This is a genomic window from Micromonospora sp. NPDC049903, from assembly GCF_044460945.1.
Taxonomy (GTDB): Bacteria; Actinomycetota; Actinomycetes; order Mycobacteriales; family Micromonosporaceae; genus Micromonospora.
Genome location: NZ_JBITKL010000008.1, coordinates 237,251 through 259,784, shown reverse-complemented (window position 1 = coordinate 259,784; position 22,534 = coordinate 237,251). Strand labels below are relative to the sequence as shown.

The 22,534-nt window shown below is 72.7% G+C and carries 24 protein-coding genes; 8 read left to right on the top strand and 16 right to left on the bottom strand.

Going from position 1 to position 22,534, the window contains the following annotated elements; genetic code table 11:
• Positions 1-62 precede the first annotated feature (62 nt).
• Genes ACIBO1_RS16185 through pgsA form a run of 4 tightly spaced genes read right to left on the bottom strand, consistent with a single transcriptional unit; the run spans position 63 to position 3,257 of the window.
• Entirely contained in the window at positions 63-569 is a 507-nt protein-coding gene (locus ACIBO1_RS16185; RefSeq protein WP_396746705.1) for a hypothetical protein, read from the bottom strand.
• Positions 570-595: 26 nt separating this feature from the next.
• Positions 596-1,756, bottom strand: a complete 1,161-nt coding sequence (locus ACIBO1_RS16180; protein WP_396746702.1) for a glycosyltransferase family 4 protein — start codon at positions 1,754-1,756, stop codon at positions 596-598.
• A 14-nt stretch (positions 1,757-1,770) separates the two neighbouring features.
• Positions 1,771-2,649 (bottom strand): phosphatidylinositol mannoside acyltransferase, encoded by an 879-nt coding sequence (locus ACIBO1_RS16175; RefSeq protein WP_396746699.1) that lies wholly within the window; start codon positions 2,647-2,649, stop codon positions 1,771-1,773.
• Positions 2,646-3,257, bottom strand: coding sequence for a phosphatidylinositol phosphate synthase (gene pgsA / locus ACIBO1_RS16170; RefSeq protein ID WP_396746696.1), 612 nt, complete (start codon positions 3,255-3,257; stop codon positions 2,646-2,648). Before pgsA ends, ACIBO1_RS16175 begins: the two co-directional genes overlap by 4 nt.
• A 246-nt stretch (positions 3,258-3,503) precedes the next feature.
• Between pgsA and ACIBO1_RS16165 the strand changes: the two genes are divergently transcribed.
• Positions 3,504-5,627, top strand: coding sequence for an elongation factor G-like protein EF-G2 (locus tag ACIBO1_RS16165; RefSeq protein WP_396746693.1), 2,124 nt, complete (start codon positions 3,504-3,506; stop codon positions 5,625-5,627).
• Between the two features lie 16 nt (positions 5,628-5,643).
• On the opposite strand, the gene ACIBO1_RS16160 is transcribed toward ACIBO1_RS16165, so the two are convergent.
• From ACIBO1_RS16160 to thrS, 3 genes are all read right to left on the bottom strand, one after another.
• Positions 5,644-6,702 (bottom strand): aldo/keto reductase, encoded by a 1,059-nt coding sequence (locus ACIBO1_RS16160; protein ID WP_396746690.1) that lies wholly within the window; start codon positions 6,700-6,702, stop codon positions 5,644-5,646.
• A 364-nt stretch (positions 6,703-7,066) separates the two neighbouring features.
• Positions 7,067-7,579 (bottom strand): HIT family protein, encoded by a 513-nt coding sequence (locus ACIBO1_RS16155; protein WP_396746761.1) that lies wholly within the window; start codon positions 7,577-7,579, stop codon positions 7,067-7,069.
• A 172-nt stretch (positions 7,580-7,751) separates the two neighbouring features.
• Positions 7,752-9,755, bottom strand: coding sequence for a threonine--tRNA ligase (gene thrS / locus ACIBO1_RS16150; RefSeq protein WP_396746687.1), 2,004 nt, complete (start codon positions 9,753-9,755; stop codon positions 7,752-7,754).
• Between the two features lie 200 nt (positions 9,756-9,955).
• Between thrS and ACIBO1_RS16145 the strand changes: the two genes are divergently transcribed.
• The 3 genes from ACIBO1_RS16145 (at position 9,956) to ACIBO1_RS16135 (ending at position 13,012) form a co-directional block, all read left to right on the top strand.
• A complete protein-coding gene (locus tag ACIBO1_RS16145) occupies positions 9,956-10,807 on the top strand; it encodes a DUF1775 domain-containing protein (protein WP_396746684.1) in 852 nt (283 codons plus the stop codon).
• Positions 10,808-10,892: 85 nt separating this feature from the next.
• Positions 10,893-11,582 carry a response regulator transcription factor gene (locus tag ACIBO1_RS16140; protein WP_131054346.1) on the top strand — a complete coding sequence of 230 codons (690 nt, stop codon included), beginning with the start codon at positions 10,893-10,895 and terminating at the stop codon, positions 11,580-11,582.
• A gap of 152 nt (positions 11,583-11,734) precedes the next feature.
• Entirely contained in the window at positions 11,735-13,012 is a 1,278-nt protein-coding gene (locus ACIBO1_RS16135; RefSeq protein ID WP_396746758.1) for an ATP-binding protein, read from the top strand.
• Positions 13,013-13,278: 266 nt separating this feature from the next.
• On the opposite strand, the gene ACIBO1_RS16130 is transcribed toward ACIBO1_RS16135, so the two are convergent.
• Positions 13,279-14,304, bottom strand: a complete 1,026-nt coding sequence (locus ACIBO1_RS16130; protein WP_396746681.1) for an adenosine deaminase — start codon at positions 14,302-14,304, stop codon at positions 13,279-13,281.
• Between the two features lie 159 nt (positions 14,305-14,463).
• On the opposite strand from ACIBO1_RS16130, the gene ACIBO1_RS16125 reads away from it, so the two are divergent.
• Together ACIBO1_RS16125 and ACIBO1_RS16120 are read left to right on the top strand one after the other, a co-directional pair.
• Positions 14,464-15,447, top strand: a complete 984-nt coding sequence (locus ACIBO1_RS16125; RefSeq protein ID WP_396746678.1) for an aldo/keto reductase — start codon at positions 14,464-14,466, stop codon at positions 15,445-15,447.
• Positions 15,441-15,704: a hypothetical protein gene (locus tag ACIBO1_RS16120; protein WP_396746675.1), complete on the top strand. Its 264-nt coding sequence runs from the start codon at positions 15,441-15,443 to the stop codon at positions 15,702-15,704. Before ACIBO1_RS16125 ends, ACIBO1_RS16120 begins: the two co-directional genes overlap by 7 nt.
• Before the next feature lie 103 nt (positions 15,705-15,807).
• On the opposite strand, the gene ACIBO1_RS16115 is transcribed toward ACIBO1_RS16120, so the two are convergent.
• The 7 genes from ACIBO1_RS16115 to ACIBO1_RS16085 form a co-directional block, all read right to left on the bottom strand.
• Positions 15,808-16,011: a cold-shock protein gene (locus tag ACIBO1_RS16115; RefSeq protein ID WP_067306996.1), complete on the bottom strand. Its 204-nt coding sequence runs from the start codon at positions 16,009-16,011 to the stop codon at positions 15,808-15,810.
• A gap of 312 nt (positions 16,012-16,323) precedes the next feature.
• Complete coding sequence (locus ACIBO1_RS16110; protein ID WP_350695110.1) at positions 16,324-16,596, bottom strand: DUF4235 domain-containing protein; 273 nt, start codon at positions 16,594-16,596, stop codon at positions 16,324-16,326.
• On the bottom strand, positions 16,593-16,931 hold the full coding sequence (locus ACIBO1_RS16105; RefSeq protein ID WP_396746670.1) for a DUF3618 domain-containing protein: 339 nt from the start codon (positions 16,929-16,931) through the stop codon (positions 16,593-16,595). Before ACIBO1_RS16105 ends, ACIBO1_RS16110 begins: the two co-directional genes overlap by 4 nt.
• Positions 16,928-17,362, bottom strand: coding sequence for a phage holin family protein (locus tag ACIBO1_RS16100; protein WP_350695113.1), 435 nt, complete (start codon positions 17,360-17,362; stop codon positions 16,928-16,930). Before ACIBO1_RS16100 ends, ACIBO1_RS16105 begins: the two co-directional genes overlap by 4 nt.
• 215 nt (positions 17,363-17,577) lie before the next feature.
• Positions 17,578-18,774: a mechanosensitive ion channel family protein gene (locus ACIBO1_RS16095; RefSeq protein WP_396746667.1), complete on the bottom strand. Its 1,197-nt coding sequence runs from the start codon at positions 18,772-18,774 to the stop codon at positions 17,578-17,580.
• Positions 18,775-18,951: 177 nt separating this feature from the next.
• Complete coding sequence (locus tag ACIBO1_RS16090) at positions 18,952-19,773, bottom strand: DUF1206 domain-containing protein (protein WP_396746664.1); 822 nt, start codon at positions 19,771-19,773, stop codon at positions 18,952-18,954.
• Positions 19,774-19,866: 93 nt separating this feature from the next.
• Positions 19,867-20,250 (bottom strand): hypothetical protein, encoded by a 384-nt coding sequence (locus ACIBO1_RS16085; RefSeq protein WP_396746661.1) that lies wholly within the window; start codon positions 20,248-20,250, stop codon positions 19,867-19,869.
• Between the two features lie 72 nt (positions 20,251-20,322).
• On the opposite strand from ACIBO1_RS16085, the gene ACIBO1_RS16080 reads away from it, so the two are divergent.
• Complete coding sequence (locus tag ACIBO1_RS16080) at positions 20,323-20,604, top strand: GNAT family N-acetyltransferase (protein WP_350695586.1); 282 nt, start codon at positions 20,323-20,325, stop codon at positions 20,602-20,604.
• Here the strand turns inward: ACIBO1_RS16080 and ACIBO1_RS16075 are convergent.
• The gene (locus ACIBO1_RS16075) at positions 20,588-22,120 is read right to left on the bottom strand and encodes a glycoside hydrolase family 3 protein (RefSeq protein WP_396746658.1); all 1,533 of its coding nucleotides are present in this window, start codon (positions 22,118-22,120) and stop codon (positions 20,588-20,590) included. The genes ACIBO1_RS16080 and ACIBO1_RS16075 overlap by 17 nt on opposite strands.
• Positions 22,121-22,337: 217 nt before the next feature.
• Between ACIBO1_RS16075 and ACIBO1_RS16070 the strand changes: the two genes are divergently transcribed.
• Positions 22,338-22,463, top strand: a complete 126-nt coding sequence (locus ACIBO1_RS16070; protein WP_350695121.1) for a hypothetical protein — start codon at positions 22,338-22,340, stop codon at positions 22,461-22,463.
• Positions 22,464-22,534 lie beyond the last annotated feature (71 nt).

Sequence of the window (22,534 nt, the reverse complement as noted above, 5' to 3'; positions counted from 1 at the left end):
GCGTGGTGGCCTGCTCTGTGGCCCCGGTCACCCACGCGCCGGGGACCGGCGCGGACGGCGGATCAGCGGGTACGCACGTCGGCAGCCGGCACGGTGAGCGTCGGATCGTCGATGTCGAAGTAGCGCGGCCAGGTGTGCCCCCGCCCCATCCGCAACAGCCGCACCAGTGGCCGGCCGCGCGCCGAACGGGCGTCCCGGACCAGGTCGGTGTGCACCTGCCGGGCCAGCGCGAGCCGCCGGCTGGCCGCGATCACCGCGTCGCAGTCCGGGTCGGAGGGGTCGAGTTCGACCGCGCGCAACTGCCGGGTCAGGTCGTTCTCGGCCGCCTCCCGCTCGTCCGGGCCGGCGTCCAGCGCGATCCGCGCCGCCGCGTACAGCTCGACGCCGTAGCGACGCTCCGCCAGCACCGCCGCCGCAGCGGCCCGACGCAGCAGATGGGCGTCCAGGGCGCGCGCGGCGAGCTGCGCACGGGACTGGAGCCGCTCGACCCGGCCGGCGGTCCAGATCAGGTACGCCGCCACCAGGGCGACGACCACCGTCGCGCCCACCACCCACCACATGCCCGGCATCGTAGTGCTGCTCCCGTTCCTCCCGGTCAGTCCGGCCCCACCCACTCCTGGTCGATCACCCGTCCGTCGGTCGCCTCGATCGCCGCTGCGTATACCTCCAGAACGCGGCGGGCAACCACGGGCCAGTCGAAATTCGCCACCACCTGGTGCCCGCAGGCGGTCAGCTCGGCCCGCTGGGCGGGGTCGTCCAGCAGCTCGGCCAGGCGCTGGCGCAACGTCACCGCGTCGCCGGTGGGGAACAACCGCCCGGCCCGCCCACCGTCGAGCACCCGGCGGAACGCGTCCAGGTCGCTGGCGACGACCGTGGTGCCGGCGGCCAACGCCTCGGTGAGGATCATGCCGAAGGACTCACCACCGGTGTTCGGCGCCACGTACAGGTGCACACTACGCAGCATTTGGGCCTTCTCCTCCTCGGAGACCAGCCCGAGGAAGGTCACCCGATCCCGAAGATCGGGCGGAAACTGGTCGAACAGGTCGTCCCGGTCACCCGGGCCGGCGACCAACAGGCGCAGCCCGGGACGCTGCCGGGCCAACTCCACGAAGGCGTCGCGCAGGATCGGGAACCCCTTGCGGGGCTCGGTGAACCGGCCCAGGAAGCCCAGCGTCCCGCCGTCGCCCGGCGCGTACTCCCCCGGCCAGCCCGGCAACGACGCCACCCCGGCGAACTTGGCCACCGCGACCCCGTTGGGGATCTCCACCGCGCCGCCGTCCAGGTGCTCGACCTGCACCTTGCGGGCCAGCGCGCTGACCGCGATCCGCGCGGTGATCCGTTCCAGCACGATCTGCAGGACGCCCTGGGCGACCGAGAGCACCCGGGATCGGGTCATCGCGGTGTGGAAGGTGGCCACCACCGGCCCTCGCGCGGAGAGCACCGCGAGCATGGACAGACTCAACGTCAGCGGCTCGTGCACGTGCAGCACGTCGAAGTCGCCCCGGGTGATCCAGCGACGCACCCGCGCGGTGGAGACCGGACCGAACGCGATCCGGGCCACCGAGCCGTTGTACGGCAGCGGCACCGACCGGCCGGCCGGCACCACGTACGGCGGCAGCGGCGAGTCCTCGTCCGCCGGCGCCAGCACGCTCACCTCGTGGCCGAGCCCGATCAGCGCCTCGGCGAGATCCATGACGTGGTTCTGCACCCCGCCCGGCACGTCGAAGGAGTACGGGGAGACGATGCCGATCCGCATTGCGTCCCGTCCCCTCAGTCCAGCCACATCCGCTGCAACATGTGCCAGTCTTGCGGATGCCGGGCGATGCCCGACGCGAGACCGTCGGCGATCCGCTGGGTCAGCGTACGGACCCGCTCGTCCAGCGAGCCCTCCGCCGGCCCCGGCAGCGGCAGCGGCCCCTCGATCGAGGCGCACGCCGCATCCGGTTCGTACCACAGCGACGCCACGTACAGGGGCGCGCCGGTCCGCAGCGCCAGCAGCGCCGGACCGGCCGGCATCCGGCTCCGACCGCCGAAGAAGTCGACCTCCACGCCCCGGGCGGAGAGGTCCCGGTCGGCCAGCAACGGCACCACCGCACCGGCCTGCAGCCGATCGGTCAGCACGTCGATGGGCGGGCGGGCTCCCCCGGTGGTGGGCAGGATCTCCATGCCCAGGCCCTCCCGGAAGGCCACGAACCGCTCGAAGACCCCCTCCGGCTTGAGCCGCTCGGCGACGGTGGACAGCGGCCACCCGTTGGCGGCCACCCAGGCACCGGCCAGGTCCCAGTTACCGGCGTGCGGCAGCGCCACCACCGCGCCCCGGCCGGACGCCACGTCGGCGGCGAGCTTCTCGGTGCCGTCCAGCCGGAAACCGGCGAGCACCTGCTCCCGGCTCAGCGACGGCAGCCGGAACACCTCCATCCAGTAGCGGGAGTACGACCGCAGACCCGCCCGGACCAGCTCGTCCAGCTCCGCGTCGGGCAGTTCCGGCCCGACCACCCGGCGCAGGTTGGCGCGCAGCCGGCTGGCGCCCTTGCCCCGACGGCGGTGGGCCCGGTCCGCCACCGCGTCGAACGCCGCCGCCGCCACCGGCCGGGGCAGCACCCGGACCAGCCGCCAGCCGGCGACGAACCCGAGCTCGGTGAGGTTCACCTGGCTTGGGCCTGCCGGTAGACGTACCGCATCCGCTGGCCGACGGTGAACAGCGACACCGCCGCCAGCAGCCAGAGTGCGATCGGCAGCGCCGCCGGGTGGACCCACGCGGCGAGCAGGCCGCCGACGCCCACGATCAGCAGACGCTCGGTACGCTCCGCGATGCCGACGTTGCCGCTCATCCCGAGCCCCTCGGCGCGAGCCTTGACGTACGAGACGAGACCGCCCGCGGCCAGGCAGATCAGCGCGGCGGCCACGCCACCGCGGTCCCCCTCGCCGGCCAGATAGAAGGCGACCGCGCCGAAGACCGCGCTGTCGGCGACCCGGTCCATGCTGGAGTCGAGGAACGCCCCGAACGTGGTGGACCCGCCGCTCATCCGGGCCATCGTCCCGTCGAGCAGGTCGGTGAGCGCGAAGACCGTCACGATCAGCGCACCGGCGACCAGGTGGCCGCGCGCACCGAAGCCGAGCGCGCCGACGAGCACTCCGACGGTGCCCGCGACGGTGACCGTATTGGGGGATATGCCCGCGCGCAGTAGGCTGCGGGCGATCGGCTCCACGACGCGGGTCATCCCCGCGCGGGCCGACACTTGGAAGATCTTCGCCATGGCGGTCCCACGATAACGGTCGGCCCCCTGGCCGGCGACACCGCCGGTCGGCGTGGCAAGGGTTGTGTCGGTCCGCCGACGGGTGTGAGATCGAGCCAGTAAGGTGACCCGGCTCACCCGACCACCCGTTGACTGCACGGTTCGGAGCGGTTGCCCGGAAGATATCGCCGCAGTACCCGCCCGGGCCGGTCCCCGTCGCGCGCGGCGGTCGCCACCTACCACCACCGGTTGAGGGAGGTGCGCCCGATGGCGCAGAAGAGTCACGACAAGGGGGCCGCCGGCGGTGTGCCGGCGGTGACCGACCCCGCCAGGATCCGCAACGTGGTGCTCGTCGGGCACTCCGGGGCGGGCAAGACGACGCTGGTCGAGGCGCTGCTCGCGGCCAGCGGCACGATCGACCGACCCGGCTCGATCGCCGACGGGACCACCGTCTGCGACCACGACCCCGCCGCCGTACGCCAGCAGCGCTCGGTGGCGCTGTCCTGCGCGCCGCTGCACCACGACGGCATCAAGGTCAACCTGCTGGACACGCCCGGCTACGCCGACTTCGTCGGCGAGTTGCGGGCCGGGCTGCGGGCCGCCGACGCCGCCCTGTTCGTCATCTCCGCCGTGGACGGCATGGACGCCGCCACCGCCGCCCTCTGGGAGGAGTGCGCCGCCGTCGACATGCCCCGGGCGGTGGCCGTCGCCCGGCTGGACCACCCGCGCGCCGACTTCGACGAGGCGGTGGCGCTGTGCCAGCGCGTCTTCGGCGACAACGTGGTCCCGCTCTACCTGCCGATGCTGGGTGACGACGGCGAGTCCGTCGCCGGCCTGCTCGGGCTGATCACCCGCCGGGTCTTCGACTACACCGCCGGCCTGCCCGCGCAGGTACGCGAGCCCGACCCGGAGCACCTGCCGGCGATCGCGGAGTCCCGCGACGAGCTGATCGAGGGGATCATCGCGGAGAGCGAGGACGAGACCCTGATGGACCGGTACCTCGGCGGCGAGGAGATCGATCCCGCCCTGCTGGTCGAGGACCTGGAGAAGGCCGTCGCCCGGGGCCACTTCTATCCGGTCGTGCCGGTCTGCGCGGCCACCGGCGTCGGGCTGGACGTGCTGCTGGAGGTGCTCACCGCAGGATTCCCGTCCCCGCCCGAGCACGACCTGCCGCCGGTCACCGGCGTCGACGGCTCGCCGCGCCCGCCGCTGACCTGCGACCCGGACGGTCCACTGGTCGCCGAGGTGGTCAAGACGACGGTGGACCGGCACCTCGGGCGGGTCTGCGTGGTACGCGTCTTCTCCGGCACGCTGCGTCCGGACCGTACCGTGCACGTCGCCGGACACGGACTGGCCGAACGCGGCCACCCGGACCACGACGCCGACGAGCGCATCGCCCACCTCTACAGCCCGCTGGGCGCCACGCTGCGCGAGGTCGGCGTCGCGGTGGCCGGCGACATCTGCGCGATCACCAAGTCCGGCAGCGCGGAGACCGGCGACACCATCTCCGCCAAGGACGACCCGTTGCTGATCGCCCCGTGGGAGATGCCCGAGCCGCTGCTGCCGGTGGCCGTGGTGGCGAAGACCCGCTCCGACGAGGACGCGCTGGCCCGCAACCTGGCCCGGCTGGTGGCCGGCGACCCGACGATGCGGCTGGAGCGCAACCCGGAGACCCACCAGTTGGTGCTCTGGTGCATGGGCGAGGCACACGCCGACGTGGTCCTGGACCGGCTGCGCGCCGGTGGGGTGGAGTTGGACACCGAACCGGTACGGGTGCCGATGCGGGAGACGCTGACCGCACCGGCCCGTGGGCACGGCCGCCACGTCAAGCAGTCCGGCGGACACGGCCAGTACGCGGTCTGCGACGTCGAGGTGGAACCGCTGCCACGCGGAGGCGGTTTCGAGTTCGTCGACCGGGTGGTCGGCGGCGCCGTACCGCACCACTACGTCCCCTCGGTCGAGAAGGGCGTACGCGCCCAGATGGAACGCGGGCTGGTCGCCGGTCACCCGGTGGTGGATCTGCGGGTGACCCTGGTCGACGGCAAGGCACACAGCGTCGACTCCTCCGACGCGGCGTTCCAGACCGCCGGGGCGCTGGCCCTGCGTGACGCCGCCGACCGGGGCGCACCGGTGGTGCTTGAACCGATCGACGAGGTGACGGTGCGGGTACCCGACGGCAGCGTGGGCGCGGTGCTGGGCGACCTCTCCGGTCGGCGCGGCCGGGTGCTCGGCACCGAACCGGACCCGGACGCCGAGGGGCGCACCCTGGTCCGCGCCGAGGTGCCCGCCAGCGGGCTGCTCCGGTACGCGGTCGAGCTGCGCGCGATGACCGCCGGCGCCGGCACCTTCCGCCGCAGCTTCCTCCGCTACGACTCCCACCCCACCCCCTGACCGTTCCGGGGGCCGGTCAGGGGCGGGCGGTGGGGAGCATGGGGCTGGGCCAGTAGGGGCGGTCGACCTCGCGCAGGGCGGCCGAGCGCAGGGCGGCGAGTCGACGTTCGACCTCGGCGAAGTGGTCCGGGCGGAGCGGACCGAGGGCCAGGGCGGCGGCGTTCTCCTCGACCTGGGCGACGGTGCGGCATCCCGGGATCGGGATGGTGCGGTCGCTGCGGGCCCAGATCCAGCCCAGCGCGCCCTGCGCCAGGGTGCGCCCGTCGGCGGTCAGCGCCGCCCGCACGGCGTGTACCCGGCGCAGCCACTCCGGCGCGGGCCGCCCGCCCCGGAACCACTCCAGCCATCCCGAGGTCATCCCCCGGACGTCGTCGTGCGGCAGCGTCGAACAGTGGTGGTACTTGCCGGTGAGCAACCCCATCCCCAGGGGCCCCCGGTTGACGCTGGCCAGGTCGTACTTGTCGCAGACCGCGAGCAGGTCGGGGGCGTCCCGGAGCACCGACAGGCTGTGCTGCACGACCGCGCCGTGCCGGGCGTCCTGGCCGAGGGCGACGGCCCGGTCGACCCGGTCGGTGCTCCAGCCGTACGCCCGCACCAGCCCGTCGGCGACCAGGTCCTCCAGGACGCCGATCAGCGCCTGCGCCCGGGCCACCGGCAGGTCGGCCAGGTGCAGTTGGTACAGGTCGATCCGATCGGTGCCGAGGCGGCGCAGCGAGTCCCGTACCGCCCGGTGCAGGTACGCCGGGGACGCGTCCCGACCGGTGGCCTGCCGGGACCGCTCGTCGAACGTGTAGCCCCACTTGGTGGCGATCACTGCCTCGTCGCGCCGTCCGGTCAGCGCCCGGCCGAGCAGCCGTTCACCGTGCCCGGCACCGTACGAGTCGGCGGTGTCGAAGAGGGTCACGCCGAGGTCGAGGGCCCGGCGGACCGCCCGGACGGACTCCTCGTCGTCGACCGCCCCCCACCCCAGCGGGGTGTGCCCCTCGGACCAGGGACCGGCGATCGCCCAGCAGCCCATGCCGAGGGCACTGACCTCGATCCCGCTGCGCCCGAGCGTGCGCGTCGACTCCGCCACCGGCGCATCGTGCCATCTTCCGGACACGGTTTGACAGACATCCAGCACGATCATCCGTACGGGGGACCGTCGCCCACGGATCACCCCGGCGCGGCCCGGATCCGCCCCGTCTCGTGTCCCACCCGGACGACCTGCGAATCGCCGGAGGATCCGGTTGCCCTCGTGGCCGCCTTTGCTCTGCTCACCGATACGCATCGACTCCAGCGCGTAACCGTTGCGTGGGGTGAGGCAGAGCAAAGGCGCCGCGCGGCAGTGGACCCCGGCGCGGGTCCCGCCCGGGGCACACGGTGGGCACAGAGGCCCCGCGACGAAGCCCGCAGGACGCGAAGCGCGAGGCCCCGGACGCGGGGGGCTGCGGGCCGGGTCAGGTCGGCCAGGCGCGGACGAACAGGTCGCGGGTGTCGCCGAGCAGTTGCGGCAACACCTTGGTACGCCCGATCACCGGCATGAAGTTGGCGTCACCGCCCCAGCGGGGCACCACGTGCTGGTGCAGGTGGGCGGCGATGCCGGCGCCCGCCACGCCGCCCTGGTTCATGCCCAGGTTGAAGCCGTGCGCGTTGCTGACCTTGCGGACCACCCGCATCGCGGCCTGGGTGAACGACGCCAGCTCGACCGTCTCCGGCTCGTCCAGGTCGGTGTAGTCGGCCACGTGCCGGTACGGGCAGACCAGCAGATGCCCCGGGTTGTACGGATACAGGTTGAGCACCACGAAGACGTGCTCGCCCCGCGCCACGACCAGGCTCTCCTCCGCCGGTCGGGCCGGGGCCAGGCAGAACGGGCAGCCGGAGGGTTGCTCGTAGCCGCCCTCGGGTCGGTCCTCGCCGGAGATGTAGGTCATCCGGTGGGGCGTCCAGAGCCGGTCCAGCCCGTCGGCCATGTCCCTGTCGTTGTGCTCGTCCGCTCCCCCAGTCACACCGGCGATCCTACGGCCCCGCCGAGCGGGTGCCGAGCCTCGGCCCGGCACCCGGCGTGATCGATGGAGCAGCACCCGGCGTGCGTGTTAGGAAGGGTCCCCTGCTCTACCGCAGGCGTTAATAAGGTGCCCTTCCTTACATCTGGGCGGAGGGGCCGACGTTGGTGCGGGTGCGGACGACGTCGAGCACGTGGGAGACCGCCTCGGCCAACGGCACCCCGTTGCGCTGCGAGCCGTCCCGGTAGCGGAACGAGACGGTGCCGGCGGCCACGTCGTCGTCCCCGGCGATCACCATGAACGGGATCTTCTGCTGCTGGGCGGTCCGGATCTTCTTCTGCATCCGGTCGTCACCGGCGTCCACCTGGGCGCGGACGCCCTCGGCGCGCAGCGCGGCGACGAAGCCGTGCAGGTAGTCGGCGTGGTCCTCGCGGATCGGGATGCCGACCACCTGCACCGGGGCCAGCCAGGCCGGGAACGCCCCGGCGTAGTGCTCGGTGAGCACGCCGAAGAACCGCTCGATCGAGCCGAACAACGCCCGGTGGATCATGACCGGCCGCTGCCGGCTGCCGTCGGCCGCCTGGTACTCCAGACCGAAGCGCTCCGGCAGGTTGAAGTCGACCTGGATGGTGGACATCTGCCAGGTCCGGCCGATGGCGTCCTTGGCCTGCACGGAGATCTTCGGGCCGTAGAAGGCCGCGCCGCCCGGGTCGGGCACCAGGTCCAGGCCGGACTCCTCGGCCGCCGACCGCAGCGCCTCGGTGGCCCGCTCCCAGTTCTCGTCGGTGCCGACCGACTTCTCCGGGTTGCGGGTGGACAGCTCCAGATAGAAGTCGTCCAGCCCGTAGTCACGCAGCAGTTCGAGCACGAAGGCGAGCAGGGACTTCAACTCCCCCGCCATCTGCTCCTCGGAGCAGAAGATGTGCGCGTCGTCCTGGGTCATGCCGCGCACCCGGGTCAGGCCGTGCACCACACCGGACTTCTCGTACCGGTAGACCGTGCCGAACTCGAACATCCGCAGCGGCAGCTCCCGGTAGGAACGACCACGGGACCGGAAGATCAGGTCGTGCATCGGGCAGTTCATCGGCTTGAGGTAGTAGCTCGCGCCCTCCACCTCCATGGGCGGGAACATGCCGTCGGCGTACCAGTCGAGGTGCCCGGAGACCTCGTACAGGTGGCCCTTGGTGATGTGCGGGGTGTTGACGAACTCGTACCCGGCCTGCTCGTGCTTGAGCCGCGAGTAGTTCTCCATCTCGCGGCGGATGATGCCGCCCTTGGGGTGGAAGACCGCCAGGCCGGAGCCGAGCTCGTCGGGGAAGCTGAACAGGTCGAGGTCCGCGCCGAGCTTGCGGTGGTCGCGCCGGGCCGCCTCCTCCAGCAGCTTCAGGTACGCCTTGAGCGCGTCCCGGGTCGGCCAGGCGGTGCCGTACACCCGCTGGAGCTGCGGGTTGCGCTCGCTGCCCCGCCAGTACGCGGCGGCCGAGCGCATCAGCTTGAACGCGCCGATCAGCCGGGTGTTGGGCAGGTGCGGGCCCCGGCACAGGTCGGACCAGCAGACCTTGTCGGAGTCGGCGGCGAGGTTGTCATAGATGGTCAGCTCGCCCCCGCCGACCTCCATCACCTCGGAGGAGTCCAGCCCCTCGCCCTTGACGTCGATGAGTTCCAGCTTGAACGGCTCGGCGGCCAGCTCGGTCTTGGCCTCGTCGAGGCTGTCGAAGCGCCGCCGCCGGAACCGCTGCCCGGACTTGACGATCTCCTGCATCCGCTTCTCGACCTTGGCCAGGTCGTCCGGCTGGAACGGCTTGTCGACGGCGAAGTCGTAGTAGAAGCCGTTCTCGATCGGCGGGCCGATGCCGAGGCGGGCCTCGGGGAAGACGTCCTGCACCGCCTGGGCCAGCACGTGCGCGGTCGAGTGCCGCAGCACGTCGAGCCCGTCCGGCGAGTCCAGCGCGACCGGCTCGACGGCGGTCTCCTCGGCCGGACGCCAGTCCAGGTCGCGCAGGGCGCCCTGCGGGTCGCGGACCACCACGATCGCCTTCGGGCCGGTGGTGGGCAACCCGGCCGCCGCCACCGCGTCGGCCGCCGTCGTCCCGGCGGCGACGACGACGGGGTCGGCCACGGCGGGGATACGGGGTGCGGACACGGGTGAACTCCTCGCAGCAGATGTGACGGAAAGGTGCCGGTGACGGCTCACCGCGATGGTATCGGTCGGCGTGGTGGCCACCGTCCCCGACACCGTAGGGGACGAATCCGGCCACCGTTGAACCTTTTCGGCCCGGCATCCGAACTACCAGGTGTGGCCGGAGCCGGTTCCGGCCACGTCGACACGGATGGGGACCCAGCATGGCGATGACGCGCGGCGGCAGCCGTCGACGCCGGGGCGCGCTGGTGGCCGCCCTGGCCACGGCCGGGGTACTGCTCTGGCCCGCGACCACGGCGTGGGCCGACGGCGTGACGTTCACTCCGGCCGAGGCCCAGCAGGGCAACTCGGTCAAGCTCGAGTTCGCGGTGCCCGACGAGCGGCCCGGGGTCCGGACCGAGCGGATCGAGATCCGGATGCCGGCGGAGACTCCGGTGGCCGAGGTGTATCCGCTCTCGGTGGAGGGCTGGGCGCCCGCCATCACCACCCGCAAGCTCGACGCCCCGATCGCGGGCATGCACGGTCCGGCGACCGACGTGGTGACCGCCGCACTGACCTGGACCCGGGCCACCGGCGAGGCGGGTGCGGGCCCGGCCCGCCTGGTGTTCTCGATGGCGCCGCTGCCGCAGACCGAGCAGGTGCAGTTCGAGCTGACCCAGACCTACGCCGACGGCCTCCAGGTGCACTGGGGCAACCGTCCCGGCCAGCGCCCGCTGCCCGCGCTGACCCTCACGCCGGGCGACCCGGCGTACCCGGGTGCGGCCCACGGCGGTCACGGCGCGGCACCCGGCGGTGCGGCGCCGGGCGACCCCGTGCCGACCGCCGCCACGCCCGACGAGGGCCCGAACGCCAACAGCCTGCTCGCCGCCGGCCTGGTCGCCGGTCTCGGCGGCGGCGCGGTGATCGGCTGGCTGATCAGCCGACGCCGTCGGGGCACCACCGAGGAGATCGACCGGTCGGTCCTCGACGAGCAGCCCACCGCCGAGCCGTCGGTCGACGCGGACCCGGCGCAGCGCCGCGACGACGAGGTGGTCGAGGCCGGCGCGAACCGCTGAGGGTCGGCCTCGTCGTCGTACCAGCTCGGCGGGTTGTCGGGTGGGCCGCAACGACGTACCGCGCCACTCCGAGTACCGTTCTGGCGTGGCCACCGTCCTGCTGGTCGAAGACGATCACGTCGTACGCGGCGCGATGCTTCGCTCCCTCACCGACCGGGGCCACGCCGTGCACGCGGTCGGCACCGCGCTGGACGCGCTGCGCCGGGTAGCCGCCGAGACGCCCGATCTGGTGGTGCTCGACCTGGGCCTGCCGGACCTGGACGGATCGGACGCGCTGCGGATGCTGCGCGGCATCACCGACGTACCGATCATCATCGCCACCGCCCGCGACGACGAGCAGTCCGTGGTCAAGCTGCTACGGGCCGGCGCCGACGACTACATGGTCAAGCCGTTCACCGGCGCGCACCTGGACGCGCGGATCACCACCGTGCTGCGCCGGGTGGGCCGTGCCAGTCGCGGCGTGGCACCGGCCGTGCACAGCGTCGGCGGGCTGCGGGTCGACGTCGGTGAACGCAGCGCCCTCCTGGACGGTGAGGCGCTGGCGCTGACACGTAAGGAATTCGACCTGCTGGCCTATCTCGCCGCCCGACCTGGCCGGGTAGTGTCCCGGCGGGAGCTCTTGGAGGAGGTATGGCGGCAGCCATCGGTCGGCGAGGACCAGACCATCGACGTGCACCTGTACTGGCTGCGCCGCAAAATGGGCGAGTCCGCGGCGAAGCCTCGCTACCTGCGCACCGTGCGGGGGGTGGGCTTCCGGCTGGTGGCGCCGGACTGAGGCGCTCGCTGGCGCTGCTGACCGGCGGCACCGGCATCCTGCTGGCACTGGCCTTCCTGATCCCGCTCGGCCTGGCCCTGGGCGGTCAGGCCCGCGAGGAGGCGATCGCCGACGCGGCCCGACGCAGCGCGCTGGTCACCGGCGCGCTCGCGGTGAGCACCGAGCCGGCGGTGGTGGACCGCGCCATCGAGGCCAGCGGCGCCGACCCGGCGACCCGTCCGGTGGTGCACGGTCTCGACGGCGTGGCCGCCGAGGCCGGACGCGCCGACGCCGGGCAGCTCGACCGGGCCCGCGACGAGGGACGTTCCCTGGTGGTCGACGTCGACGGCGGGGTGCTGCGGCTGGACCCGGTGGTGCTGGGCGACCGGACGGCCGTGGTGGAGGTGTTCGTACCGGACGAGGCGCTCGGCGGCTCGGGGCGCTGGTGGCTGCTGGCCGGGGTGGCCGTAGCCCTGGTGGGCGCGGCCGTGCTGGTGGTCGACCGGCTCGCGGCGCGTACGGTCGACGCCACCCGGGGGCTGGTCAAGGCGGCGCTCGCGGTCAGCGACGGCGACCTGGGCGTACGCGTGGAGCCGAATGGCCCGCGCGAGGTGGCCGAGGCCGGGCACGCGTTCAACCGGATGGCGGAGCGGTTCGTCGCGGCCCGCACCGAGGAGCGGGAGTTGGTGGCGGACCTGTCCCACCGGCTGCGGACCCCGCTGACCGTGCTCCGGCTCGACGCGGAGGCGCTGGAGTCCGACGACACCAGCGTGGACGCGTTCAGTCAGGCGGAGCTGGACCATCGACGCGGCATCCGGCGGATCCGGCAGGCGATCGTCACCCTGGAGGGTGAGATCGACGTGCTGATCAAGACCACCCGCAAGGCGGTGGCCACCGAGGCGGCTCCGGCGATGTGCGACGTGAGCGAGGTTGTCCGGGACCGGATGGTGTTCTGGGCGGCTCTGGCCGGTGACCAGAACCGCCCGCACCGGGTGGTCGGCGCCCAGCTGCGCATCCCGGCGCCGGTGCCCCGGGCCGAGTTGGCCGCCGCGCTCGACGCGGTGATCGGCAACGTGTTCCGCTACACGCCACAGGGCACCGCGTTCGAGGTGGCGGTGTCCCGGCGCGACGGGTACGTGGCCATCCGGATCGACGACGCCGGGCCGGGCATCGCCAACCCGGATCGCGCGCTGCGCCGGGGCACCAGCGACCAGGGTTCCACCGGCCTCGGGCTGGACATCGCCAAACGGGTGGCGTTGCAGGCCAACGGTTCGGTGAGCATCGACCGGGCGCGGCTGGGCGGAGCGAGCGTGGTGATGCTGCTCGCCGATCCGGAGGCGACGCCCCGGCAGGTCAGCCGGTTCGGCCTGGTGGGTCGGATGGCCCGGGAGGCACGGGAGCAGAAGGGCAGCGGACGACGCTGGCCGAGGCAACGTCCCACGGACTCCTGACCGGGTCACACGCGGCCGGGTTGTGCGGCGGCACAAGTCTTCCTTAGATCCGAATTAACGACGTCCCATTGGCCCGGTAAGGGTGCCAGGATCAGCTCCGAACCCAGCAGTTCCGCCGGCTCTCCGCTCCCAGCGCACATCGGCCGGTGGAGCCGTGCGCGCGGCGGGAGACACGGTCCCCCCACACCTCCTCCCGTCGCGCGCACTTCCAGGCCTCCGCCGGTCCCGACCGGGTCGGTCGGGACCGGGGACCTCCGCAGGCGAGGTCAGTCGCGCGGGGCTGCCAGGTAGGCGTCGATCTCCTCGATGATCCGCTGCTTGCCCGCCGGGTCGAGGAACGAGGCGGTCACCGCGTTGCGGGCCAGCGCCGCCACCTGCTCCGGGCCGGCGTCGAGCAGCCGGGCGGCCACCGCGTACTCGTCGTCGAGGGTGGTGCCGAACATCGGCGGGTCGTCGGAGTTGATCGTCACCAGCAGCCCGGCCTTGACCAGCGTGGGCAGCGGGTGCTCCTCGATGGCGGCCACCGCCCGGGTCCGCACGTTGGAGGTCGGGCAGACCTCCATGGCGATCTGCCGCTCGGCGAGATACGCCAGCAGCTCCGGTTCCTGCGCGGCGGAGATGCCGTGGCCGATCCGCTCGGCGCCCAGCTCGCGCAGGGCGTCCCAGACGGTCTGCGGGCCGGTGGTCTCCCCCGCGTGCGGCACCGAGTGCAGTCCCGCCGCCCGGGCCTGGTCGAAGTAGGGCTTGAACTGCGGCCGGGGCACCCCGATCTCGGGGCCGCCCAGGCCGAAGCTGACCAGCCCGTCCGGGCGCTCGTCGAGGGAGATCCGCAGCGTCTCCTCGGCGGCCGGCAGGCCCGCCTCGCCGGGGATGTCGAAGCACCAGCGCAGCTCGATGCCGAAGTCGGCGGCGGCCCGCTTGCGGGCGTCCTCAATCGCCTCGCAGAACGCCGGCGCCGGGATGCCCCGGCTCACGTGCGAGTACGGCGTCACCGTCAACTCGGCGTAGCGCACCTGCTGGCGGGCCAGCTCCCGGGCCACCTCGTGGGTGAGGATCCAGACGTCCTCCTGGTCGCGGACCAGGTCCACCACGCTCAGGTACAGCTCGATGAAGTGCGCGAAGTCGCGGAAGACGAAGTAGTCGGCGAGCAACTCCGGGTCGGCCGGGACCGGCGTACGCCCCTCGTGGCGGGCGGCCAGCTCGGCCACGATCCGGGGCGAGGCGGAACCGACGTGGTGCACGTGCAGTTCGACCTTGGGCAGTCCGGCGATGAAGGTACGCAGATCGGTCACGGGTTCTCCTGGGCGATGGCACCGGCACACCGGCGACGACGACGGTCCGTGCGCAGTCTTGCAGGCCGCCGGTCCGGTCGTGGAGAGGCACGTCCACCGGGTCCGGCTCGCGCGGCCCGGCCTCGGCACGGCCGCCGGGGGGTCACTAGGCTCGGTCGCATGGAGCAACGCACCTTCCCCCGCATGGACCGACAGGTCGGCGTGGTCGGGCTCGGCGCCTGGCAGCTCGGCGCCGACTGGGGCACGGTCACCGAGGACGACGCCATGGCGGTGCTGGACGCCGCGGTCGACGCCGGCATCACCTTCCTGGACACCGCCGACGTCTACGGCGACGGCCGCAGCGAGCAGTTCATCGGGCGGTACCTGGCGGCCCACCCGGACGCCGGGCTGACGGTGGCCACCAAGATGGGGCGTCGGGTGACACAGACCCCCGAGGCGTACATTCTGGACAATTTCCGTCAGTGGACGGATCGTTCGCGGGCCAACCTCGGCGTGGACACGCTGGACCTGGTGCAGTTGCACTGCCCGCCGACGCCCGTGTTCGCCACCGACGCGGTCTTCGACGCCCTCGACACCCTCGTCGGGGAGAAGCGCATCGCCGCGTACGGCGTCAGCGTGGAGACCTGCGACGAGGCGCTCACCGCGATCGCCCGGCCCGGGGTGGCCAGCGTCCAGATCATCCTGAACGCGCTGCGCCACAAGCCGCTGGAGCGGGTGCTGCCGGCCGCCTCGGCCGCCGGGGTGGGCATCATCGCCCGCGTACCGCTGGCCAGCGGACTGCTCTCCGGCCGGTACGACGAGCAGACCACCTTCGCCGCCGACGACCACCGTTCCTTCAACCGGCACGGCGAGGCGTTCGACGTCGGCGAGACGTTCTCCGGCGTCGACTACACGCTGGGGCTGGAGGCGGTACGCCGGCTCGCCCCGCTGGTCGGCGACGACCGGACGATGGCCCAGTTCGCCCTGCGGTGGGTGCTCGACCAGCCCGGCGTCACCGTGGTCATCCCCGGCGCCCGCGACGCGGCACAGGCCCGTGGCAACGCCGCGGTGGCCGGTCAGCGGCCACTGTCCACGGAGGAACAGGCAGCGGTGGCCGCCGTCTACGACGAGCTGATCCGTCCCCAGGTGCACCAGCGATGGTGACCGGGGAGACGGCCGACGGCACCAGCGCCCCGGCGGAGCAGAGCCCGGCTCCGCCGGACCGGATGAGCGGCTGGTTCCGGCTCACCAGCGGCCTGCTGGCCGTGGTGATCGGGGCGGTCTGGACGGTACAGGGCCTCGGGTACGTCGAGGACAGCCTGATGACCGGTCAGCGGATCTGGGCCGCACTCGGTCCGCTGCTGGCCCTCGTCGGTGCGGTGCTGCTCTGGCTGGGCATGCGGGCCCGGACGCGACGCTGACCGAGGGATGCGGAAAGCCCCGCGTCCGTACGGAACGCGGGGCTTTTGCACCTGGTCGGGGACTGCCTCGCCATCTGGCGGACGGCGGTCGCCGACCGGTGTGTCAGAGGGGGCGGACCTGCTCGGCCTGCGGACCCTTCTGGCCCTGGGCGATCTCGAACTCCACCCGCTGGTTCTCCTCCAGCGACCGGTAGCCGCTGGACTGGATGGCCGAGAAGTGGACGAACACGTCAGCACCCCCGCCGTCGACGGTGATGAAGCCGAAGCCCTTGTCAGCGTTGAACCACTTCACGGTTCCCTGCGCCATGTGTATCTCCTTCTAAAACTGGCGGCCGAGCACGCCGTGCGGCCGGTTGGCCGTTTTCGAGCAGCGGCGCCTGAGGCGGCCCCCAATGAAGGAGACTTCTCTCAACCCACGCCATCTCTCAACAGCGTGGAACAGCAAACCACGTACGCAAAAACTCTGCACAGCCTACCCGACGAAATTCTCCGACATGTGACCTGACGGATGCGAAAGATCCGCTGTGCGGCATCCGCGAGGTAAGGCAAAAGGCCCCCTTGACCGCGTACGGACAAGGGGGCCGAACAGCCCGGACCGCAGTCCGGACGCCGTCCGGAGCTAGTCGGGCCAGCGGCCGGTCAACCGGCGTACGCCCACCGCGCCGCCACGGTCCACGGCGGCCCGGACGACCGAGAAGATGGCGCCCTGCAACGCCGCCGCCGCGAGGATCTCGCCCCAGCGGCGGTCCTCGTCGACGGGATCGGGCGCATCACCGTCGCCGGCGGTCAACTTCCACACCTGGCGGAAGACGGCACCCGCGATCGCACCGGCGGCGATACCGGCCAGGATGCCCACCGGCCGGTAGGCGACCTTGCTCAACCCCTTGCTCACCCACGCCTCCCTCGAATGATCATCAGCACCACGGCGGTGACGATCGCGCCCGCCGCGAGGGCGACGAACGGCGCCGGCCCGTGCCGCCCCCGCACCGGCGGATGGGTCAGGGCCGCCTGACCACGGACCCGGGCGACGGTCAGCGCCGCCTGCTCCCGGACCCGCTCGCGGGCCTGGTCCGCCGAGGACTTCAACCGCTTCTTGACGTCGGCCTTGGCGGCCAGCGCCTCCACCGTCTCGCCCAGCTCGACCCGGGTCCGCCGGATCTCCGCCCGCAGCGCGTCGGTGTCGCCGGGGCCGTGGCCGTGGCCGTTGCGCGTCCCGTTGTGTGTCATGCCCGTCCCCTGTCCTTCACGGCCGCGCTGACCACGTCGACGTCGGCCCGCAGGCTCTGCACGGTCGCCTGCGGCACCGGCGGTACCGCCTGGCTGACCTGCTTCTTGCCCAACAGCGCGAGGACGCCGGCGATCAGGAACACGACCGCCGCCACGATCAGCGCGGCCGCCCACGCCGGTAGCACCAGGGCCAGCAGCAGGATCGCGGCGGTGACCAGCGCGCCGAGGCCCAGGAAGGCCAGTGCGCCGCCGCCGGCCAGCAGGCCGACGCCGATACCGGCGTGCTTGCCCTTCTCTGTCAGCTCCGCGCGGGCCAGCGCGAGCTCGTCCCGGACCAGGCGAGACACCTGCTCCGTCGCCCGCTGGACCAGCTCGGCGGTGGAGGGCTCGCTTCCGTTGTGGGATGTACGGACGTTCGCCACGTCAGCCATGCTGTCCCCCTCTCGTCGTCACCGCGCTGTATGCCCGAAGTAGCCGCCCGCCAATCCTGCGTGCGAAGAAGGAGCAGGGCGTCCCGCACGAGGTCCCCGGGAAACCTTCCGTCAAACCTGTCCGGCCCGCCCCGTTCGGGCGTCTTCACCCGATGAGGGCCGGTGGGCGGTGACGACCACACCGCCCACCGGCCCTCATCGGCACGCATCCGGGGTCAGCGGCGCGCCTCGACGGGCTCGTCGGGGCCGACGAAGGCCTCGCTGCGCGCGTCGCCGTCGTCGCTGCCGCCGAAGAGGCGGGCGTCGTCGGGGACCTCCCCGTCCTCAAGGCGGCGGGTCCGGCGCTTGGGGTGCACCCACTGCCAGGGCAGCGAGGCGGTACCGTCGCCGACCTCGGCACGCAGCCGGGGCAGCGCGGTGGGCCGCTGGTCGCGTACCCACGCCACCATGTGCTCGCGGACCAGGCAGCGCAGGTCCCACAACGCGCCGGCGCTGGCGGCGCTCACCAGCGCCCGCAGCTTGACCATGCCGCCGGTCGCGTCCGTCACCTGGAGTACGCAGACTCGGCCGTCCCAGAGCTCGGTGCCCTCGACCAGGCGACGCAACTCCTCCCGCATCGCCTGCACCGGCAGCGACCAGTCGACGTCGAACTCCGCGGTGCCGAGCACCGCCGCCTCGGTACGCGTCCAGTTCTGGAACGGGGTGCTGGTGAAGTAGGAGGTGGGCAGGATCAGCCGGCGGTCGTCCCAGATCTGCACCACCACGTAGCTGAGGGTCAACTCCTCGATCCGGCCCCACTCCCCCTCGACCACGACCACGTCGTCCAGGCGGACCGCGTCGCTGAAGGCGAGTTGCAGCCCGGCGAAGACGTTGCCGAGCAGGCTCTGCGCGGCCAGCGCGGCGACGATACCGACCACACCGGCGCTGGTCAGCACACCGGCGCCGATGCCGCGCACCGCCGGGAACGTCATCAGCATCACGCCGACGGTGAGCACCACGATCACCACGATGGTCACCCGACGCAGCATGACGACCTGGGTGCGGACCCGGCGGGCGTGCCGGTTGTCCGGCACGTCCACCCGGAACCGGGCCAGCGCGGTGTCCTCCACCACCACCAGCAGCGAGGTGACCAACCAGGCGGTGGCCGCGATGACCGCGAGCACCAGCATGTGCAGAAGCGCCTGCCGCCACCCGGTGCCGACCGCGTAGCCGGTGCTGAACCGGACGGCGAACTGCACGGCGAGCACGGTGGCGGCGATCTGGAACGAGCGGTGGGCGTGCTCGGTCAACTCCATCAGCAGTCGTGAGCGGTGGCCCCACCGCCGGATCGAGCGATGCACCACCTCGACCACGGCAATGGCGATCGCCGCTGCGGCGAGCGCGGCGACGACCGTCACGAGGTAGCTGTGCACGTGTGGTTCTCCTTCCGGACCGACAACAAGATCCACGCAAAGGGGCAAGTTTGCCCCAGAACGCCGTCACCGGCCACCGCAACGCCGCTGCGGTGGCCGGTGACGGAGGGGGCGGAGTCAGACCTTGCGGTAGCGGGCCGGGAGGAATCAGACCTTGCGGTAGCGGGCCGGGAGGAATCAGACCTTGCGGTAGCGGGCCTGGAGGAAGCAGTAGAGGCCGAAGGCGGCGATGCCCAGCCCGACCAGCGACAGCAGGATGGTGCCGAACGCCTGGTCCCGCAGCGTCCGCAGGGCGGCGTCCAGGCCCCGGGCCTTCTCCGGGTCGTAGTTCACCGCGGCCAGCACGACCAGGAAGCCGGTCACCGCGAACGCGCTGCCCCGGGCGGTGTAGCCGGCCATGCCGAGCCGCCGGGCGAGCTGGGTGGTCCGGGCGTTCATCTCGCCGGTCTTCAGCCGCTTCATGAACTTCTTCTTGACGCCGTAGATGAACATGCCGACGCCGACGCCGATGAGGACCAGGCCGGCGAGACCGACCAGCCACCGACCGCCGGTCGACTCCATCAGCCGGGCGGTCATCTCCTCCTGCTGGGAGGCGCTGTCGGAGTTGGCGTTGGAGAAGACCTTCCAGGCCGTCCACGCCAGCCAGAGGTAGATGACCGCGCGGGCGGCGGAGAAGACCCGCTCCTTGATCCGGTCGTTGCCGCTCTCGGTCTGGTGCCCGACGGCGGCTTCGAGAGCCTGCCAGATCGCCATGGCGACCATGCCGACGGCGATGGCGATGACCACGAACGTGCCCATCGGCTGCGCGGCGAGTGTCCGCAGCGCGCCGGACTGGTCACCGTCGTCGGAGGAGTTGCCGAATGCGATCTGCAACGCCAACCAACCGAACAACAGGTGCACGATCCCGTAGCCGATGAAACCGGCCCGGGCGAGGAGTTCCAGCCACCGGCTGTCCGCCGTTCGGGCGGCGGTGGCTTCGGCGTTCCGGGTGAGAGACATGGGCCATCAATCTCCGGACGCGAAGATTTCCAAACGTGTCCAGCCGTCGCCGGAAAGCGACGGCTGGACGGCCGGATCAGGCAGTTGTCGGCGTCAGCCGGAATTGCGCGAAATGCGTACCTTGACCTCGGCATCCGTGACGCTGTCCAGGGTGACCGCCAGGCCGCCGACGTCGGCGGCCTGCTGCCCGACGGTCAGCGACAGTTGCTCACCGGCGACCTCGATGGTCACCACGTCGTCCTGGGCCTCGACGAGCCGCGCCTCGACGCCGAGGATGTTGGCGCGCGCGTCCACCCCCCGGTCGAAGGTCACCGTGCAGGCGTCCAGCCCGCAGTCGGTGCGGGCACCCTCGGAGCTGCATCCCATCAGCAGGGCGGCACCGAGCGCGAGCCCGGCCAACAGACCGGCCGACTTACGGGTGGGGACCCTCCAGGCGAGGGTGCGCCGGCTGCGGCCGGCGGGCGATCGGTTCGTCACCGCCTCAGCGTACGAGACGAAGGCGAACGGCCCCGTCGTGCCGAACCGGCGGTGGAGAATGGGCCGGTGAGCATGCTGGTCGAGGAGAACGCCGCCAAACACCGCTACGAGATCCTGGTCGACGACGCGCTGGCCGGGTTCACCGCGTACCTGCCCCGGGGCGAGGCGCTGGTGTTCACGCACACCGAGGTGGACCCGGCCTTCCAGAACAGGGGCGTCGGTGGCGCACTGATGCGCGGCACCCTGGACCAGGTCCGCGCCCAGGGGCAGCGGGTGGTCCCGCAGTGTCCGTTCATGCACGCCTACATCGAGCGCCACCCCGAGTACGCGGACCTGGTCACCAGCCCGACGTGACGGCGGTACCCGCCAGCAGCTCGGCCACGGCCCGCCCGGCGGCCCGGGTCGCCCCGTGCGTGGCGACGTGCACCGTGCCGGTGACCAGTGCGGGCACGCCCAACTCCACCACCACGGCGTCGGGCCGGTCCGCCAGCACCCGGTCGACGGCGGTCCGCATCCAGTCGTGCCGGTGCAGATCGCGCACCACCAGCACGAGCGGTCGGCCGACGGCGTCCGCAGCCGGGTCGGTGGGCACCTCGCCCCGCGCGTAGCGGGCGCTGGTGGTGCCCGGCACCAGCGCGGTCAACGGCGCGGCCACTCCCCACGGGGTCTCCGCCCCGATCGCGATGTTGTGCGGCGGGTGGAACTCCACCACGTGCGCCGGCGCGGCCAACGGCAGCTCGGCGCCTCCGTCGGCCCGGGTGACCCGGATCGCCCGGCGCGCGGCGACCAGGCCGACCGCCGAACCACCGGCCGTCACCGGGGTACGCCCACCGGCCGTACGGGCAGCCACCGTCCACGCCGCGAGCTGGCCGACCCGTTTCGCCGCCTCGGCCAGCCGCTCCTCCGGCAACTCCCCGGCCACGACCGCGTCCACGATGGCGTCACGCAGGTGCCGGGCGGTCTCCTCGTCGGCGTGCTCGCCGCCGACACAGATCGCGTCCGCCCCGGCGGCCAGTGCCCGCACCGCCGCACCGGCGAAGCCGTACCGGCCGGCGACCGCCTCCATCTCCACGGCGTCGGTCACCACCACGCCGTTGAAGCCCATCTCCTCCCGGAGCACACCGCTCAGGATCCGGGTGCTCAGCGTCGCCGGCAGCTCCGGATCCAGCGTCGGCACCAGCAGGTGACCGGTCATCACCGCCTGCACGCCCGCCTCGACCGCGGCCCGGAACGGAGCCAGCTCGACGGCGTCCAGCCGATCCCGGTCGCCGGTGATCCGGGGCAGGTCGTGATGCGAGTCCACCCGGGTGTCGCCGTGCCCCGGGAAGTGCTTGGCACAGGCGGCCACTCCGCCGGACTGGAGGCCGCGTACCCAGGCGGTGGTGTGCCGGGCCACCACCGACGGATCGGCACCGAACGAGCGGACACCGATCACCGGATTGTCCGGATTGGAGTTCACGTCGGCGTCCGGCGCGTAGTCCAGGGTCACGCCCAGCGCGGCGAGTTCGACGCCCAGGTCGCGGGCGACCTCCTCGGTGAGGGCCGGGTCGTCCACCATGCCGAGGGCGAAGTTGCCCGGCCGGGTGCTGCCCCGACCCGACTCGATGCGGGTGACGTCGCCCGCCTCCTCGTCGATCGCCACGATCACGTCCGGCCGCTCCGCGCGCAGCCCGGCGGTGAGCGCCGCCACCTGCTCCGGGTCCACGACGTTGCGGCTGAACAACACCACCGCGCCGAGGCCGTCGCCGAGCCAGCGGCAGACCCACGCAGGCGGTACGGTGCCGACGAACCCGGGCTGCAGGACCGCGGCCGCCAACGCCGCCAGATCCCCGTTCGCTCGCTGAAGATTCGCTCGCTGACGCTCGCTCATGCCCGCCCTCCGCTGCGCTCCGGGCCGCCATGAGGCACCACCGCACTGCACCGATGATTCGCTCGCTGACGCTCGCTCATGCGGTCGCGTACCCCCGTCATCCTCCGCCGCGGACTCCCCCCGCCACCCGGCGGTGCAGCAATGGTCACACCGCGCCACCGAATAGTCAATAAACCTTACAGTTGCCTTGGGAGCGCTCTGCCAGCAGAGTGCGGAGATGGACCCGCTGCTGTTGCTCGCCGACGCGACGAGCCCGGCCGACATCCCCGGCGTACGCCTGCTCGGCCTGGTGGTGGGCGGCCTGCTGCTGCTCGTGGCCATCCGGGCGATGTTCCGGCGCTGACGTCGCGACCGGGTGTGACCCGCCCCCGCCGGGGTACCGCCTGGCCCTGGACACCATCACGGCGAGGGGGC

What these genes read in the sequence shown, in the direction of transcription:
- ACIBO1_RS16070 (WP_350695121.1), top strand. Translation starts at nt 22,338, where the DNA reads ATGGACCCGCTGCTGTTGCTCGCCGACGCGACGAGCCCGGCCGACATC.
- ACIBO1_RS16165 (WP_396746693.1), top strand. Translation starts at nt 3,504, where the DNA reads ATGGCGCAGAAGAGTCACGACAAGGGGGCCGCCGGCGGTGTGCCGGCG.
- pgsA (WP_396746696.1), bottom strand. Translation starts at nt 3,257, where the DNA reads ATGGCGAAGATCTTCCAAGTGTCGGCCCGCGCGGGGATGACCCGCGTC.
- ACIBO1_RS16090 (WP_396746664.1), bottom strand. Translation starts at nt 19,773, where the DNA reads ATGTCTCTCACCCGGAACGCCGAAGCCACCGCCGCCCGAACGGCGGAC.
- ACIBO1_RS16105 (WP_396746670.1), bottom strand. Translation starts at nt 16,931, where the DNA reads ATGACACACAACGGGACGCGCAACGGCCACGGCCACGGCCCCGGCGAC.
- ACIBO1_RS16080 (WP_350695586.1), top strand. Translation starts at nt 20,323, where the DNA reads ATGCTGGTCGAGGAGAACGCCGCCAAACACCGCTACGAGATCCTGGTC.
- ACIBO1_RS16180 (WP_396746702.1), bottom strand. Translation starts at nt 1,756, where the DNA reads ATGCGGATCGGCATCGTCTCCCCGTACTCCTTCGACGTGCCGGGCGGG.
- ACIBO1_RS16115 (WP_067306996.1), bottom strand. Translation starts at nt 16,011, where the DNA reads ATGGCGCAGGGAACCGTGAAGTGGTTCAACGCTGACAAGGGCTTCGGC.
- ACIBO1_RS16075 (WP_396746658.1), bottom strand. Translation starts at nt 22,120, where the DNA reads ATGAGCGAGCGTCAGCGAGCGAATCTTCAGCGAGCGAACGGGGATCTG.
- ACIBO1_RS16120 (WP_396746675.1), top strand. Translation starts at nt 15,441, where the DNA reads ATGGTGACCGGGGAGACGGCCGACGGCACCAGCGCCCCGGCGGAGCAG.
- ACIBO1_RS16145 (WP_396746684.1), top strand. Translation starts at nt 9,956, where the DNA reads ATGGCGATGACGCGCGGCGGCAGCCGTCGACGCCGGGGCGCGCTGGTG.
- ACIBO1_RS16125 (WP_396746678.1), top strand. Translation starts at nt 14,464, where the DNA reads ATGGAGCAACGCACCTTCCCCCGCATGGACCGACAGGTCGGCGTGGTC.
- ACIBO1_RS16155 (WP_396746761.1), bottom strand. Translation starts at nt 7,579, where the DNA reads ATGGCCGACGGGCTGGACCGGCTCTGGACGCCCCACCGGATGACCTAC.
- ACIBO1_RS16100 (WP_350695113.1), bottom strand. Translation starts at nt 17,362, where the DNA reads ATGGCTGACGTGGCGAACGTCCGTACATCCCACAACGGAAGCGAGCCC.
- ACIBO1_RS16185 (WP_396746705.1), bottom strand. Translation starts at nt 569, where the DNA reads ATGCCGGGCATGTGGTGGGTGGTGGGCGCGACGGTGGTCGTCGCCCTG.